Origin of the sequence: Paenibacillus sp. MCAF9 (assembly GCF_052114265.1) — a bacterium.
In the GTDB taxonomy this organism is placed as follows: domain Bacteria; phylum Bacillota; class Bacilli; order Paenibacillales; family Paenibacillaceae; genus Pristimantibacillus.
The window spans coordinates 376,282-391,912 of record NZ_JBFREL010000001.1; the positions used below are offsets into that span (position 1 = coordinate 376,282).

Annotated in this window: 14 protein-coding genes and 1 riboswitch; of the genes, 10 read left to right on the forward strand and 4 right to left on the reverse strand. The window is 42.7% G+C overall.

Going from position 1 to position 15,631, the window contains the following annotated elements; translation table 11 throughout:
- The first annotated feature begins 18 nt into the window (after window positions 1-18).
- Together AB4Z45_RS01750 and AB4Z45_RS01755 are read left to right on the forward strand one after the other, a co-directional pair.
- Window positions 19-987 carry a 2-hydroxyacid dehydrogenase gene (locus AB4Z45_RS01750; protein ID WP_441907617.1) on the forward strand — a complete coding sequence of 323 codons (969 nt, stop codon included), beginning with the start codon at window positions 19-21 and terminating at the stop codon, window positions 985-987.
- A 35-nt stretch (window positions 988-1,022) separates the two neighbouring features.
- The gene (locus AB4Z45_RS01755) at window positions 1,023-1,637 is read left to right on the forward strand and encodes an NAD(P)-dependent oxidoreductase (RefSeq protein WP_441907618.1); all 615 of its coding nucleotides are present in this window, start codon (window positions 1,023-1,025) and stop codon (window positions 1,635-1,637) included.
- Between the two features lie 70 nt (window positions 1,638-1,707).
- Here AB4Z45_RS01755 and AB4Z45_RS01760 read toward each other — a convergent pair whose 3' ends face one another.
- Entirely contained in the window at window positions 1,708-3,762 is a 2,055-nt protein-coding gene (locus AB4Z45_RS01760; RefSeq protein WP_441907619.1) for a molybdopterin-containing oxidoreductase family protein, read from the reverse strand.
- Window positions 3,763-3,939: 177 nt separating this feature from the next.
- Window positions 3,940-4,049: riboswitch (purine riboswitch) on the forward strand.
- Window positions 4,050-4,122: 73 nt separating this feature from the next.
- Here AB4Z45_RS01760 and AB4Z45_RS01765 point away from each other — a divergent pair.
- Both AB4Z45_RS01765 and AB4Z45_RS01770 read left to right on the forward strand, forming a co-directional pair.
- Window positions 4,123-5,064 carry an EamA family transporter gene (locus AB4Z45_RS01765; RefSeq protein WP_430059076.1) on the forward strand — a complete coding sequence of 314 codons (942 nt, stop codon included), beginning with the start codon at window positions 4,123-4,125 and terminating at the stop codon, window positions 5,062-5,064.
- A gap of 173 nt (window positions 5,065-5,237) precedes the next feature.
- A complete protein-coding gene (locus tag AB4Z45_RS01770) occupies window positions 5,238-6,134 on the forward strand; it encodes an NAD(P)/FAD-dependent oxidoreductase (protein WP_441907620.1) in 897 nt (298 codons plus the stop codon).
- Here AB4Z45_RS01770 and AB4Z45_RS01775 read toward each other — a convergent pair.
- Complete coding sequence (locus AB4Z45_RS01775) at window positions 6,127-6,711, reverse strand: ATP-dependent Clp protease proteolytic subunit (RefSeq protein ID WP_441907621.1); 585 nt, start codon at window positions 6,709-6,711, stop codon at window positions 6,127-6,129. The genes AB4Z45_RS01770 and AB4Z45_RS01775 overlap by 8 nt on opposite strands.
- A 180-nt stretch (window positions 6,712-6,891) precedes the next feature.
- On the opposite strand from AB4Z45_RS01775, the gene AB4Z45_RS01780 reads away from it, so the two are divergent.
- Window positions 6,892-7,626 (forward strand): RNA polymerase sigma factor, encoded by a 735-nt coding sequence (locus tag AB4Z45_RS01780; protein ID WP_441907622.1) that lies wholly within the window; start codon window positions 6,892-6,894, stop codon window positions 7,624-7,626.
- 120 nt (window positions 7,627-7,746) lie between these two features.
- Window positions 7,747-8,529, forward strand: a complete 783-nt coding sequence (locus AB4Z45_RS01785; protein WP_441907623.1) for a Cof-type HAD-IIB family hydrolase — start codon at window positions 7,747-7,749, stop codon at window positions 8,527-8,529.
- Window positions 8,530-8,609: 80 nt separating this feature from the next.
- Here the strand turns inward: AB4Z45_RS01785 and AB4Z45_RS01790 are convergent, their stop codons facing one another.
- Window positions 8,610-9,119, reverse strand: a complete 510-nt coding sequence (locus AB4Z45_RS01790; RefSeq protein ID WP_441907624.1) for a C40 family peptidase — start codon at window positions 9,117-9,119, stop codon at window positions 8,610-8,612.
- Between the two features lie 612 nt (window positions 9,120-9,731).
- Here AB4Z45_RS01790 and AB4Z45_RS01795 point away from each other — a divergent pair.
- The 4 genes from AB4Z45_RS01795 (at window position 9,732) to AB4Z45_RS01810 (ending at window position 15,055) form a co-directional block, all read left to right on the forward strand.
- Window positions 9,732-9,998, forward strand: coding sequence for a CD3324 family protein (locus AB4Z45_RS01795; protein WP_054024760.1), 267 nt, complete (start codon window positions 9,732-9,734; stop codon window positions 9,996-9,998).
- 199 nt (window positions 9,999-10,197) lie between these two features.
- Window positions 10,198-10,563, forward strand: a complete 366-nt coding sequence (locus AB4Z45_RS01800) for a response regulator transcription factor (protein WP_441907625.1) — start codon at window positions 10,198-10,200, stop codon at window positions 10,561-10,563.
- Window positions 10,556-13,396, forward strand: a complete 2,841-nt coding sequence (locus AB4Z45_RS01805; RefSeq protein WP_441907626.1) for an ATP-binding protein — start codon at window positions 10,556-10,558, stop codon at window positions 13,394-13,396. Before AB4Z45_RS01800 ends, AB4Z45_RS01805 begins: the two co-directional genes overlap by 8 nt.
- Before the next feature lie 18 nt (window positions 13,397-13,414).
- The gene (locus AB4Z45_RS01810) at window positions 13,415-15,055 is read left to right on the forward strand and encodes a GGDEF domain-containing response regulator (protein ID WP_441907627.1); all 1,641 of its coding nucleotides are present in this window, start codon (window positions 13,415-13,417) and stop codon (window positions 15,053-15,055) included.
- A gap of 123 nt (window positions 15,056-15,178) precedes the next feature.
- Here the strand turns inward: AB4Z45_RS01810 and AB4Z45_RS01815 are convergent, their stop codons facing one another.
- Complete coding sequence (locus AB4Z45_RS01815; protein WP_076265938.1) at window positions 15,179-15,469, reverse strand: hypothetical protein; 291 nt, start codon at window positions 15,467-15,469, stop codon at window positions 15,179-15,181.
- Window positions 15,470-15,631: the final 162 nt, after the last annotated feature.

Consider the following 15,631-nt stretch of genomic DNA (forward strand, 5'->3'; position numbering starts at 1 on the left):
GCTGAGAGGAGATTGCTAATGAAACCAACCGTTTTCATTGATCGACAGATCCCCGCTGAAGTAGAGGCGTTTATAGCAGAGCACTGTATCATAGACAAATGGGAAGAGAAAACGCCCATGACCCGTCAGCAGCTGCTTCTGAAGATGGCTAGCGCAAATGGTTTATTAACGGCAGGAGCAAAAATTGATGCTGAATTAATTGACCATGCGCCGCATTTGAAAGTCGTAAGCAGCATAAGCGTCGGCTATAATCATTTTGATGTTGAAGCAATGCGTACAAGAGGGATAGTTGGAACAAACACGCCGCATGTTCTGAATGACACTGTAGCGGATCTTGCACTCGCACTCATTCTAGGAACAGCGAGGCGTGTTGCGGAGCTGGACCGATACGTAAAGGACGGCAAGTGGAAGACAGGCGATGGCGTCAAGCTGTTCGGTAAAGATGTCCATCACGCCAAGCTTGGCATTATTGGAATGGGTAGAATTGGTGAGGCGGTTGCCCGTCGCGCCAGCTTCGGGTTTGACATGGATGTCGTTTATTATAATCGCAGCCGCAAGCTAGAAGCGGAAGAAAAGCTGGGCGTTCGTTATTTTGAATTAAATGATCTGCTTGCCTATTCAGATTTTGTTTTATTACTAGCGCCTCTGACACCAGAGACGGTTAAGCTAATTGGAGCAACAGAGTTTAAATTAATGAAGCCATCAGCGATTTTCATTAATATATCGAGAGGGCAAACGGTGGATGAGCAAGCTTTGATTGAAGCTCTCAAGCAGGGTACGATTTCAGCTGCGGGCCTTGATGTTTTCGAAAAAGAACCGATTGAAGCGGATCATCCTTTTCTGACGATGGCTAATGTATTAACCTTGCCTCATATCGGCTCTGCCACTTCGGATACAAGGTTTGATATGGCTATGCTTGCAGCTCAAAACCTAGTAAACGCGTTAACGGGACAAGTCCCCCCAAATGTCGTTGACGAGCTGCTTTAACAGAATAAACGTTGTTAATAAGAGGGGTACATATCATGACAGCTTCAAAGTTATTACTTCTCGGAGCAACAGGCAAGACCGGTCAATTTATTGCGAGTTATCTTGAAGATAGAAACGTTCCATTTAAGCGATTTGTAAGACTGCCTGAGCAAATGATCGATGAGAGCTATCTTGGAGATGTACGTAATCAGCATGATGTTTTTGAAGCCATGGTTGATGCGAGTGGAGTCATTTGTGCGTTAAATACGGAAGGCAACGGAACGCTTGTCAGCGGCATCACAAATTTGATTGCCGCAATGCAGCATTACCGAGTGAAAAGAATCGTTTCGATTGGTACAGCGGGCATCTTGCAGAGTGAGCTGCAGCCAGAGCTGCTTAGATACCAGTCCAGTGAAAACAGACGTATAAACCATGATGCGGCCAAAGAGCATGAGCAGGCTTATAGGGCACTCGCTAACACTGATTTGGACTGGACCATCGTCTGTCCCACGAGGCTCGTTCAAGAGGAGCTGCGAGGCGGTTATCGTGTGCGAAAAGAGATCCTGCCCTCTGGAGGTGCATCGATTTCTTTTGCAGATACGGCTGAATTCGCTGTTTCGGAATATTTTAACGGTGCTTATGTGCGAGAACGTGTTGGTATTAGCTACTAATTCATAGTCAAAAAGGTAAAACACCTGAGTTCCTACTTTTCATAGGGACTCAGGTGTTTTTGGATATCTATTATTGAGCTGCATCAGCTTTCAAAACTTCAACGCGATTTGAGAAAAATGTAGCACCGCCACCCATATCTGCGAGCCGCTGCGGCGTCAGTGTATTCACGGCTTGATGACCTTTTTTCTTGTCTTCCCACCATAAGCCTTGCGTGACGAGTACACCTGGCAGTACATCTTGACCAACGCGCAGCGTCATCTCCAGTTCACCACGATCATTGCGTATCTTAACACGTTCCCCGCTAAGGAGCCCGAGAGCTTCTGCGTCATCCGCATGCATATGAAGGAGAGGCTCCTTCTCAAGCTTTTGCAGCTTTTCTTGGTTGGCGAAGGTCGAGTTAATGAAGCTGTGATTCGGGCCAGTCGTCAACCAAAAAGGATACGTCTCCGGTTCTCTAAGCGGCGTATGATTGGGTATTGGTGGCAAGCCGTTCATAAGCATTTTCTCTGAATAAAGCTCGATTTTACCAGAAGGAGTCGGAATCATCGAGGTATAGGAAGGAAGCTCATTACCGCCAGCCTTCATCCACGTATTAGCTTGCAGCGCCTCAAAAGTAATGCCTTTAAGAAGTGGATTATTTTCGCTATCAAGTGCCTCACTTATCATTTGCTGCTCAGAAATGTCAAATAGATGAGGCTCAAAGTCAAGTTTAAGCGCGAGCTCCTTAAAGAGCGTAAAGTTTGATTTGCATTCACCCATCGGATCCATAATCGGCTGGTGAAGCTGCAAATACAGATGCCAGTAGGAAGTGTATAAATCCAAGTTTTCAAAATGAGAGGTTGCAGGCAATACAATGTCCGAATATTTGCAGGTGTCTGTTAAGAACAAATCATGTGTAACCGTAAATAAGTCTTCACGAGCCAATCCCTCGCGCACTCGATTCTGGTCAGGCGCTACGACTGCTGGATTGCTGTTATACACAAACAGCATCTTTACTGGAGGAGCGGCATCTAGAAGAGCATCGCCGAGCTGATTCATGCTGATCGTACGGACATCCAGGTCAGGCATTAGATCGGGGCGCTCAATTTTCTCACCATTGAGCCGCGAATACCAGCTATTGCCTTTCATTGCACCGCCACCTCGAACATCCCATTGCCCAGTCAATGCAGGCAAGCAAGAGATTGTTCGCACGATCATTCCACCATTATCATGGTGCTGAAGTCCGTTGCCGATGCGAATAAAAGAGGGAGTGGTCGTTCCATACAGCCTGCTAAGCTCCTCGACCTCCGCTGCCGGTACGCCTGTAATAGCTTCCACTCGTTCAGGCGTATATTCAGCTGCTTGCTTCGCGAGCTCCTCGTAACCGAGCGTGAACTGCTCGAGAAAAGCTTGATCAGTCAGCCCATCGCGGATGATGACATGCATCATGCCGAGAGCGAGCGCTGCATCCGTTCCCGGACGCAAATGAATGAACTGATCCGCCCAAGTAGAGGTACGATTGTGATGCACATCAATATGAATAACCTTTGCTCCGTTTTTCCGTGCTTCCGTTGCCAACATCGTTTGATGCATATTTGTGGATACGAGATTGCAGCCCCATATAAGAAACAGCTTCGTATGTATCGTTTCTTCGGGATCAATACCTCTGGAAGCGCCCATCGTATAAGCATAGCCTGTTGAGCCAGCAGCGTTGCAAATTGCGCGGTCCAATTGACTTGCACCGAGTCGATGAAAGAACCGTCGATCCATTCCTTCTGCATTCAAAACACCCATATTGCCATAAAAACTATAAGGCAATATGGCACTCGCTCCATGCTCGGAAATAATCCCTTTCATCCGTGAGGTAATTTCCTCATAAGCTTCTTCCCAAGATATCCGTTCGAATGAATGCTCGCCTTTGGGACCTACGCGGCGAAGAGGGTAGAGCAGTCTTTCAGGATGATACACGCGATCATTTAATTGTCTTACCTTATTGCAAATTGCTCCGCGGGTTACCGGGTGCTCTGCATCACCTGTTACTTTCGTTATTTTGCCTTCCTCGAAGGTGATGCTCAGACCACAAGTATCCGGGCAGTCAAAAGGGCAAACCGATTTTACAGTACCATTTATTATTGATTTGCTCATATCTATCTCACTCCATATAATAGCCATATTCACGTCGTATTATCATAGCATAATCGCATGCAGCATAGGGAGCAAGATGCAAAAAAGTGATGTGAAAATCGCCTATTTTCCGAGCTTCCAGTTTATTATCTATTGACAGCACTTTACTTGTCATGTAATATTCAATGTGCTTAAGACGTATTCCACAACTAAATAATTCGTATAACCTCACGGAGTTACAGCTTGAACAGGGTGAGGGTTTCTACGGGAAGCCTTACTTCCCAACTACGAATATGAGATCAATCATCATTGATCCTATATTCGCAGTTGGGATTTTTTTATGCGTAAATTTTTAAATTTTCATGAGGGGGATTCACACAGATGAAGTATATTTTTTCGGTTTTTCTAGGTGCCGCAAGCTATGGCATTTTATCAACTATTGTTGTGCTTGCTTATGGCCGCGGCTATGAGCTTGGTGAAGTTGTAGGCAGTCAATTGTTAACAGGTTTTTTGCTCGCTTGGATACTCACTTTCATTATGAAATGGCGTGAGAAGCGCAGCCAGAGCTCAACTAATCAAAGTAAGGCTAATACATCTATTCGCACGAGCAGCATGACATGGAAACAACGTTTCATTCTAATGGCCGCTGGAACTCCAACCGCTATTACAGGTTTATTGTATTACCAATCTCTTCGCTACATCCCAGCATCGCTTGCGATTATATTGCTCTTTCAGTTCACATGGATTGGTGTATTAATTCAAGCGGTAGGACAGCGGAAACGTCCAAACGGCATTATGTTTTTTACGATTGCTATCTTATTCGGCGGTACTTTGCTTGCAGCAGGCATCATCGAGCAGGGCACAGGTCAGTTTAATATAATGGGAGTTATACTCGGCCTGTTATCTGCAGTTAGTTATTCACTATTTATTCTATTTAGCGGAAAAGCAGTTCCTTCTGTACATCCTGCATATCGAAGCGCATGGATGATTACCGGAGGCATGGTACTTGTATTTATTTTATTCCCTCCAACCTTTTTGTTTAATGGACTCATTTTTGGAGATTTGATGCTTTACGGTTTCTTGCTTGGCATGTTCGGTGCGTTTATTCCACCCGTACTGTTTGCAATCGGTGTGCCGCATGTCGGAGAAGGAATGGCAGGGATTTTGGGTGCGTCGGAGCTTCCTGTCGCTGTTTTGCTTTCATCCTTCGTTCTGAATGAACATGTCAGCGCCTTGCAATGGGCTGGTGTCATCGTCGTACTCATAGGGATTGCGCTTCCAGAAGTCATCAAAATGAAGCGAAGAAGATTGAGCGTGCAATAATCACATATATGAAAAAGAAGCCAGCTGCCCTGAATTAGAGCAGCTGRCTTCTTTTGAAATAGAGACTATTCCTAGCCGTATCCTTATTCCTTTGTATAAGTGGAGAGCCAATTATAAATACTAAATAACCAACTGATGTTGTGTACACTAATCCTATTACTGGGAGGCATTTGATGATCTATGATTGTGTAATTGTAGGCGGCGGCATTGCAGGTTTACAGGCTGCCATACAATTAGGAAGATATCGTCATCACGTTGCGGTTATCGATTCCGGCAATGGAAGATCTTCGGTATGCAGAAGCTATCATAATTTAATTGGTTTTCCTGATGGCATTAGCGGGGCAGAGCTTCGTCTTGCAGGGAGAAAGCAAGCAGAGCAGCTTGGAGTAACATTCATACAAGCTGAAGTTGTACAGGCGGAAAGATTAAATGAGGCTTTTCTTCTGAAAACTTCGGATATGAAAACTTATCATGGGAAGAAGCTGCTTATTGCGACAGGTGTGAAGGATCGGCTTCCGAATTTGGAAATGCTTATTCCCTGTTTGGGAACGAGCGTATACGTATGCCCTGATTGCGATGGATACGAAGTACGAGATCAGCCGACGCTTGTACTCGGTGCTGGAAATGCCGGAGCGCAAATGGCACTAACACTTACGCATTGGACGGAGGAGCTCATTTATGTAAATCATGAGCTCACACCGATTGAAGAAAAGTTGCGACTCAAGCTTGACCAAAAAAGAATCCCCTGTATAGAAGAAGCCATTCAAACCGTTCTGATTGAGCGTGAACAATTTATAGGGATAATTCTTGCGGACGGTTCATCTCTTTATCGTCAGCGCTGTTTTGTTGCTTTTGGCGGCAATGAGGTTCGTTCCTCCATTGCCAAGCAGCTTGGAGTAGAGGTTATGGAGAACAATCATATTGTCGTTGACCCGCGTACAAAGCTTACAAGTGTCGAAGACATTTGGGCCGCTGGAGACGTAACTGCGCATTCTGAAATGTTGACCATAGCAATGGGGGATGGCAGCCAAGCGGCAATATGGATTCATAAGAGCTTATTATCTACATAGAGGTAATGACCTTGTCGATAATTCCATATTCCAATGCTACTTCCGATGACATATAATAATCACGATCCATATCCTTTTCGATTTTCTCTATAGGCTGTCCTGTTCTTTCTGCACTAATTCGATTCAATTTAGAGCGTATATTCAAAATCCGCTTTGCACTTATCGCAATATCACTCGCTTGCCCTTGGACACCGCCATGGGGCTGATGAATCATAATCTCGCTATTAGGCAGCGCAGCACGATGACCCTTCTCGCCAGCAAGCAGAAGTATAGCTGCAAAAGAAGCAGCGAATCCCGTGCAGATCGTGTGTACTGGAGCTTTCACAAATTGCATCGTGTCAAGAATGGCGAATCCGGCAGAAGTGGAGCCGCCTGGGCTGTTAATGTACATCGAGATTTCTTTCTCAGAATCCTCCGCGGTAAGAAATAATAATTGAGCAACGATGCTGTTGGCGACTACATCATCTATTGCAGAGCCCAAAAAAATGATGCGATCCTTCAGCAATCGCGAATAAATATCGTAGGATCTTTCACCGCGGCTGGATTGCTCGACTACATAAGGTACATAATTACTCATCGTATTTTACCTCCAAATGGATGTTGTTTGGTTTCGATTAGTAAACGAATAACAATTAAAAAAAGATACGGGAAAAATTTTTGAAAGAAGCGTATCTTTTGACGCACTTCATTCGTTTACTTCAATAAGGATGTTCTCCTTTTTGAGAAGATGAAGAGAGGTAAATGCAGAGGAGGTATAATGATGAATGAACTGAAATCTTTACCCCATACAGCAGTAGAAAGCACAGAGGCTGACCTTGATCAGCTTCAAAAAACACTTGAGCGATATTGTTTGTTTCTAACAAAATCGAAATGGGATGCAGAAGATTTAGTGCAGGATACATGGCTAAAAGGGCTGCGGGCAGCTGTTGATTCAAATCACAATAATCCGGAAGCTTTGTTGCTGCGCATCGCCAAAAATACATGGATTGATCAGCGAAGAAGAAAAAATCAATATCAACTTCTCATTCAGCAAGCGAAGCCAATGGATATAGCAGCTTATTCAAGCAGTCTTGACCATGAAGAAGCGATGTACGCGCTCATGCAACATCTGTCACCTTTACAACGAACCGTGTTTCTTTTGCGCGATGTGCTTCATTTTTCAATCGAAGAAACCGCCGAGCGGCTAAATACGACGTCTGGTGCAATCAAGGCTGCCCATTACCGCGCGCGTGAAGCCTTGCAAGCAGTCAAGCGGGAACTGAAGGCAGAGGCTGTTATTCTACCTGATGATGAGTATTTGCGAAGCTTCTTAAGAGCGATGGCGGTTGCTTATCAGACGGGGGATGTTGCTCTTTTAGTTGAGCTTGCGAAGCGGGATATTTCTGAAGCGCCAATCCTTGTAGGTATCGCACAGAACAATAAGCGCAAAGCCTCAAGAAGTGGTGCAAATGAGTTTGCTACTAATCCGGTGAATGTGAGAATGGCTGCATAAGCAATAACGAAATAAACCGATGCCAGCAGGCGTCGGTTTATTTGCTGTGTGCAGCTCCACGCAGAATTTAATGAAATAAGCTATAATAGAGGAATAGAATATGAAGGATTGAGGCAAACAATGATGACTCGCAAGCTTATTTTTTTTGATATTGACGGTACATTGGTTGATCACGAGAAGAAAATACCGCCATCTACGCAGCAAGCGATTGAGCAATTGAAAGCAGCTGGCCATGAACTCGTTATCGCGACAGGAAGAGGGCCCTTTATGCTGAAGCCCATTAGCGAACAATTAAACATAGAATCCTATGTTAGCTTTAATGGCTCTTACGTGGTGTACAATGGAGAAGTTGTGTATAGCCATTCGATTAATCCTGACCGACTTGCAGAGCTTACGCAAATTACTCTAAATAATAATCATCCTTTAGTCTATATGACACCGGAAGGTATGCGCTCCAGTACACATGAAACTGCTTATTTAGAGGATGCCCACGAACCGTTAAAAAAGAAGCTGCCGCCTATGGAGCCTGATTATTATGTAGGAAAAGATATTTATCAGTGCCTGCTTTATTGCAAGAAAGAGGATGAGGGCTGCTACAAGGAAAATTTTTCTGAGCTCGGCTTCATTCGTTGGCATTTGTTTGGCAGTGACATTTTACCGCCTGGTGGCTCAAAGGCAAAAGGAATTCATGCTCTTGTTGAACGATCCGGTTTCGACCGTGAAAATATTTATGCATTTGGCGACGGTTTAAACGATCTGGAAATGATGCAATATGTCTATCACAGCGTTGCGATGGGCAATGCACCCGATGAAGTGAAGCAAGCCGCACGTTATGTAACGAAGGATGTAACAGAGGACGGAATTATGTATGGCCTGCACATGCTTGGTTTATTAAAAGAATAGCGCAGGCACGCCTCGCGATTCTTCACATGTGTAAAATAAAAAAGGCAGATCTCTATGATAGAGATCTGCCTTTTATCGTTCTATTTAATTACGCGTCTAGCAGTTACATAACGCTTGTCCCATGTGCTGCCTGAGAATTTGGAGATCGTAACGCCTACTCCAACTCTGTAAGTGTGAAGGAGTTTATCGTTACCGATATATATGCTTACGTGATTGATGATGCCATCACGATTCGTGTCAGAGAAAACAAGATCTCCTGGTTTAAGATTGCTTTTCGAAACATAAGTGCCGGATTTCGATTGCTGCTTAGAAGATCTTGGCAAGCTAATGCCATTTTTCTTAAATACGTATTGAGTGAAAGACGAGCAGTCAAACGCGCTAGTAATACCTGATTTTGCACCAAATTTATAAGGCACGCCCAAATATTTTTTTCCAGTTGCAATGACGCTGTTTGCTTTGGACGTACTTGATACCGTTGCTGCATTTGCTTCTTGAGGCGCTATGACAGGCACGCTGGCAATGGCAATAGATAAGCTGATTCCAACACCTGCGATAAGTCTACTAATCTTTTTGTTTTTTGTGTTATTCATGATGTTCCTCCTTGAAATTAGGTAGTCTGTGTGTTGAGCTAGGAATACCATAACATAGATTAAATGCCCACTAATTACCTATGAGGAAGCAAACCCTTGCTGCTGCTGAATAAAAACAACTTTATTAAAAAGTGATGATAAAATACTCACTTTTTCTCACTTGACAGCTGTCCATTTGGTAAAGTTCATTTATAAGTGTTTTTACTCTATCGCCAAGCTGGATACAGGATATATACTGATGAAGTCGGGCCGACGAATCTTGAGGAAAGGAGCTGATCGATTTGATTAACAACCTGGAGGTGATCTCCGTTTAACGGAGATCGCTCATTAGAAGGAGACCGCAAGGTCTCCTTTTTACTTTTAAAAATGTTCTAACCATTATTAATGGAATTATTGTTAAACATTTCTTGTCATCTGAAAATGCTTACAATATAATAAGAAAGTGCAACAAGAAAGAAGTTCAAGTGGAGGGAATAACATCCATGGCTTTTATTGCTTGCAACAAAAACTCAGCGTTACCAAAAAACGAAAGGAGGAAGCAAAAAATGTTGATTAACACTACTGCTGCAAACAACTCTAAAAAGATTAGCTTGTTCGAGGAGGACATTTATTGTGAACTACAAAAATGGGAGAGACGTGCTTCCCCCTAGTCTATTGCAAGAGCTGCAAAAATACATTCAAGGTGATTTGATCTATGTGCCTAAGCTAGCGGAGAAACGCGCGCATTGGGGTGAGGTAAGCGGCACACGGAAGCTGCTTGCCGAACGTAACAAAGAAATTTACCTGTATTATTCGAATGGTTGGACTGTTGCTGATCTAGAGCGGAAATATCATTTATCGTGCGAAAGCATTCGTAAGATCATTGTTAAATCACGATAATGAAAAAATATTGAAAAAAAGCAGATTGCCGCGAGCATCTGCTTTTTTTGTTGTCATTATTGAGAAAAAAGTAGGATTGACAAAACTAAGACAAACCTTTAAAAGGGATTTTTTGTCGAACGTCGAATGGTTAATGGATGCAATTTTGACGATAGATGTCGAATGAACACAAGAACAAATGGCAGTGGAGGATTAGAAAATGAAAACATTATTAATTGCAGAAGACGAGCCGGTTCTGCGCATGCTTATTATGGATACGCTCGAAGATGAAGGTTATGCGCTCGAGGAAGCGGTTGATGGGGAAGAAGCGTTACAAAAAATTGTGGACACTAACTTTGATTTAATTATTCTTGACTACATGATGCCTAAGATGACAGGTATTGAAGTCATTGAGAAAACAAGGCTGCTGGAGGATCGCAAGCATTCATGCATTCTTATGCTGTCAGCGAAAAGCCAGCAATCCGAACAAGAGAAAGTGCTGCTTGCTGGCGCCGATGGCTTTATGTCTAAGCCCTTCAGTCCGCTTGAGCTAATCGATAAGGTAGAGGAGATGTTACGTGGGTAAGCTGCGTCTCTTCTATAAGAAAAGAATTACACGACAGTTCGTAGCGATGATGGTGCTCGCTTTATCGCTTATTCTTATTGGGGCTGTTACCGTGCTGACAAGCTCGATTATTATATTGAAAAATTATGAGTCCGAAACGGTTCAAATGAGAGAGAAACAAGAGCTTGTCGCGCAAATTGCCGATCATTCCAATGATATTATTTTGAGAGCCCGCGGCTACTATGTCTATTTGACAGATTTCGAATATAAGCAGATTTTTTCAGAGAAGAAGCTGCTCGATCAATCTCTAGCAAAAATCAAGACTTATCCGATTAATGCAACGGAACAAGAAGTGATGAACAATATTGAGTCCTTTTTCGTCGATTACTTTGAAAACATTTTGCCTAAAGCTATCGAATATTCAAAAGCTCAAAATTATGAAGCGCTTCGCGTCCTCGTATCCGCAGGTGAGGATAACCCTGTAAATAAACTAATTAGCTATTCACGTGATTTTGAGAAACAAGTACAGCTGCTTGCTGAGCAAAAAAACGATGAATTATTTCGCAGCTTGACGCTTCAAGCCGTTATATTAATAGGCTACATCATTCTTATCTTAATTATATCTTCATTTATTACGAGAAAAGTGGCTAGAGATATTGGCGTGCCGCTCATGAGATTGACGAACCACGCTCGTGAGTTCGCGAATGGTGAATATTCGGAGCCGGAGGATCTCACAAGAGAAGATGAGCTTGGAGAGCTGGCACGAACCTTTAAGAAAATGATGACGCAAATCCAAAGCAAAGAAGAGGAGCTTCTCGCTCAAAACGAAGAACTTATTGCGCAGCAGGATGAGCTGCAGGCGCAGCAAGAGGAACTGCAGATCGCCGTAGGCGTAATGGAGCAAAATGAGAAATATTTGGAGAAGCGCAACCAGCTTGTACAATCCCTCTCTAATACCCTCGATAAACAAGAGCTGCTGCAAAGCATCATTTCTAATATTGTCGCTATCACCGATTCCGATAAAGGCTTAATTGTGATGATGAATAGAGAGCATGATTGCGCATCTGTAGGGATTTCCAATGCTTCAGCCAAACAGTTTATTGAGCAAATGGAAGATGGCATCGTATTACGTGCCTCACAGACCAAACAAGCATACAGTATGATTCGTGAATGTTCACTAGGCGAACAGGGATATCACGATTCTGCTATGAAGGCTACCGATTTAATCTTGCCCATTTTGAATGCATCAGAAGAAATGGTAGCCTGCCTAGTTATTACGAAGGTCAATCGTACGATTACGAAGCAAGAGGAAGAAGAGATCGTTGGCATGATGACACAAGTATCATTAGCCTTCGATAAACTGCATTTGTACGAGCTGTCGGAGAAGCAGCGCTTGATGACTGGAGATATACTGAACACCATTCAAGAAGGCATCCAATTGCTTGATCTAGATGGCAGCACGCTTCAAATTAATCACAAAATGGCTGAGATATTCGGATTTTTCAATCATGAAAAAGGAACAATCAATATGCCTTTTGAGCAATTCAAAGGTTTTGTCCAATCCTCTGTTGTTGAATCTGAACCGTTGCTTCAATTTATGACTGGGCTTATCTCAAATGGACATTATAATGGCTTGCGCAGCATGAACTATGAAATTACAGAACCAGAAAGAAAATTCATTCAAATTTATTGCGAGCCCTTGTACCGCAATGGTCAACAATTCGGGTTATTGCTCGTTCACCGTGACATCACGAAGGAGTACGAGGTTGACCGGATGAAATCTGAGTTTGTAAGTACAGTTAGTCATGAGCTGCGGACGCCGCTTGCAAGTGTGCTTGGATTCGCAGAGCTGCTGCTTCACCGGGAACTGAAGCCGGAGCGCCAGCGGAAATATGTATCGACGATTTATCAAGAAGCAAGAAGATTAACGACGTTAATTAATGACTTTTTAGATTTGCAACGAATGGAATCAGGTAAACAAACATATGAAATGAAAAGCACATCGTTAACGCCATTAATTAAAGAAGCCATCGACATGCAGCAAATGTCTACCAGCATCCATCAAATCACATGGCAAAATGATGCACAAGAAGCAATTGTAATTGCAGATAAAGATAAAATGCTTCAGGTATTCATTAATTTATTGAGCAACGCAATTAAATACTCGCCAAATGGCGGACAAATCACTTTGTTTAGCAGCATTAACAAAGATATGATCGTCATACGTTTAGAAGATCAGGGACTTGGCATTCCAAAGGATGCACTGCCTAATCTCTTCAACAAGTTTTATCGTGTCGATAATTCAGATCGAAGAGAAATTGGCGGGACTGGCTTAGGCTTAGCAATCGTAAAAGAGATTGTTACAAGGCATGATGGCAAAATAGAGGTTTTTTCCGAGTTCGGACATGGAAGTACCTTTATCGTGACGCTTCCACTGGCTAAGCAGCAAGAACGAATACAAAACGATGAGTTGAAGGAAAATACTTCTTCTGAGACGTCGATTCAAGTGATGCTGATTGAAAACGACCTTAATTTGTCCACTTTACTCCGTGATGAATTGAGGTCTAGTGGATTTCATGTTCACCTGTTCACAGAAGGTGGATTGGCTATGAATGCAATTGAACAGCTCAAACCGGATATCGTGGTCATCGATCTGATGCTGGAATCAGGAATTACCGGCTGGGATATTATTAGCAAAATCAAGAAATCCGATGTATTGCTAAATACGCCAATCATCATTTCGAGCGCCTTCGAAGAGAAAGAAAAAGCTGCACAATGGGGAATTAATGAATTCCTTGTGAAACCCTATTTACCTGGCAGACTAAGTGCAGCAATCTCTCGTTTGCTGCGATAATTGGGGGAGCCCATTTTCATGAAGACGGAAAAATATAAACAGCTGATTCAACAGCGAATTACACAGACTATCGATGATTGGTCCAATCAAACAGAAGTTGAGGAACAAGATATTCATCGATTTTTCCATAATCTTAAAGGGACAAGCGGTACAATTGGGCTGCGTGAGGTTGAAAAGTTTTCGGAATCCAAAGAACAATTATTTTCTGAAAAAAGCAAAAAAACGTACATACGCGAGGAGTGGTCAGAGCATTTGCTGCCACTAACGGCCATGTTTCCTCAAGTACTGCAGCTGCTAGACGGACTCGACAATGCAAATGAGGGTCAGGCCGATTCCCTTGATGATCATTCAAAGCATCACAATCGTGTACTTGTCATTGATGATGATGTTGAATTTGTAACCTATGTCAAAGAAGTTTTAGAGAAAAATGATTATCCAGTAAGCATTGCTCTGAATGCGGAGCGCGGTTTAAAGCTGTTCTACGAATGGAAGCCTAATCTCATCCTTCTTGATATCGTGTTGCCCGATCGAAGCGGCATGTATGTTCTTAATCAAATCGTTGATAAGGCGAAGCAGCAGCATATTCCGATTATTATGGTCAGCGGGAATGTATCCGTCGAAAATCAAGTTAACGCCTATCGATCCGGTGCGATGGACTTTCTTGCCAAGCCGTTTGATGTTGAGCTGCTTAAGGCTCTCATCGACAATCGATTTGCGATGAAGATGGACTGGGAACGCTCGATCATTATTGATGAGTTAACAGGCGCTTACAATCGCAAGCATTTCAATCAAATGATGCGGCAGCATATCGACAGCTTTAAGCGCTCAAACGATATTTTCTCGCTCGTTATGATTGATTTGGATTACTTCAAGCTTGTAAATGATACCTATGGTCATCTTCAAGGGGATGAGGTGCTTCAAGCCTTTGTGGCAACTACACAACATGCGATCAGACCAAGAGACATTTTATGTCGATATGGCGGGGAAGAATTTGCTCTCATTTTACCGAACACGGATGCAGTTCAAGCGGCTTTTCTTATGGAGCGTCTACGCACTAAATTTAATGCTATTAAATTTCAAACGAGTGATTCTAACTTCCAAGTCACATTTTCATCAGGAATCACGGAAATAACGGAACTTAATAGCCATTCTGCTACACTGGTAGATGAAGCGGATCAAGCTTTATACAGTGGGAAACGCGGAGGAAGAAACCAAACGGTTGTTTATTCCAAGGCGTTAATCCATTCCAAAAACGAATCGATATTAAACATCATTGTCGTTGATGATGATCCATTAATCCGAGAAATTATCATCAATCGGTTTTTTAACTGGAAACCTACGAATCATACGAAGGTAAAAGCAGAAGGCTATGCAGACGGTAGAACATTCTTATCCTCCAACTGGTACAAAGAGAGTGAAAAGTTTATTATACTGCTCGATGGCTCTATGCCTGATTTGGACGGATTAGAAGTATTAAAGGAGCTGCGCCTCAATTATCCTGAACAACAGCTGCTGATCGTCATGCTGACGGCTCGCAATAATACTTCTGATATCGTCAATGCACTCCAAATCGGTGCAGATGATTACGTCGTTAAGCCATTTCATATGCAGGAGCTTGTGCTGAGAATCGAACGATTGGCTAGTCGAATAGTTAACTAGATTAAGGAATAGCACAAAAAATCGCGCTTCGATAAGAAGCGCGATTTTTTTTATAGGGCATCCTATGATTACAGACTTGCATTCCCTATTAGGGAATAGTATGTTTAGAAAAATTAAACCGAATCAGCGATGGACGGCTTCCGGCAATTCTACAACGGTTTGGGGATACTTATAATCGTTCTGATAACAGTTCGTGTCTGAATCATAAGTAGATTGTGAAAGCTTGTGAGAGATCGCAAATATGGGAAGTTTCGGGTTGACGTGCAGGGAAGAATCATAAAAAGAGCATCGTTCAAAATTAAAGTCCAGTGTAGTGATAATGATAACGCAGTTCGAAAAGGTACATCCGATAAAGCTAAATCCGTCAAAAGCAATCGTTTCATTCGTAAAATGTTCATTCGAAATTGTGTGCATAATCAGCGCTCCTATTCTGTGGTGGGACAACCTAATTGCTAGTCTATCAGATTCGTGATGTGATGTTTGTCGGTTGATGCATGTGAAAATTAATAATTAACGACATAAATAGCGTTCATTTGAGATGACTCTCCATTAATATAGTGAGTACAATATTTTTTT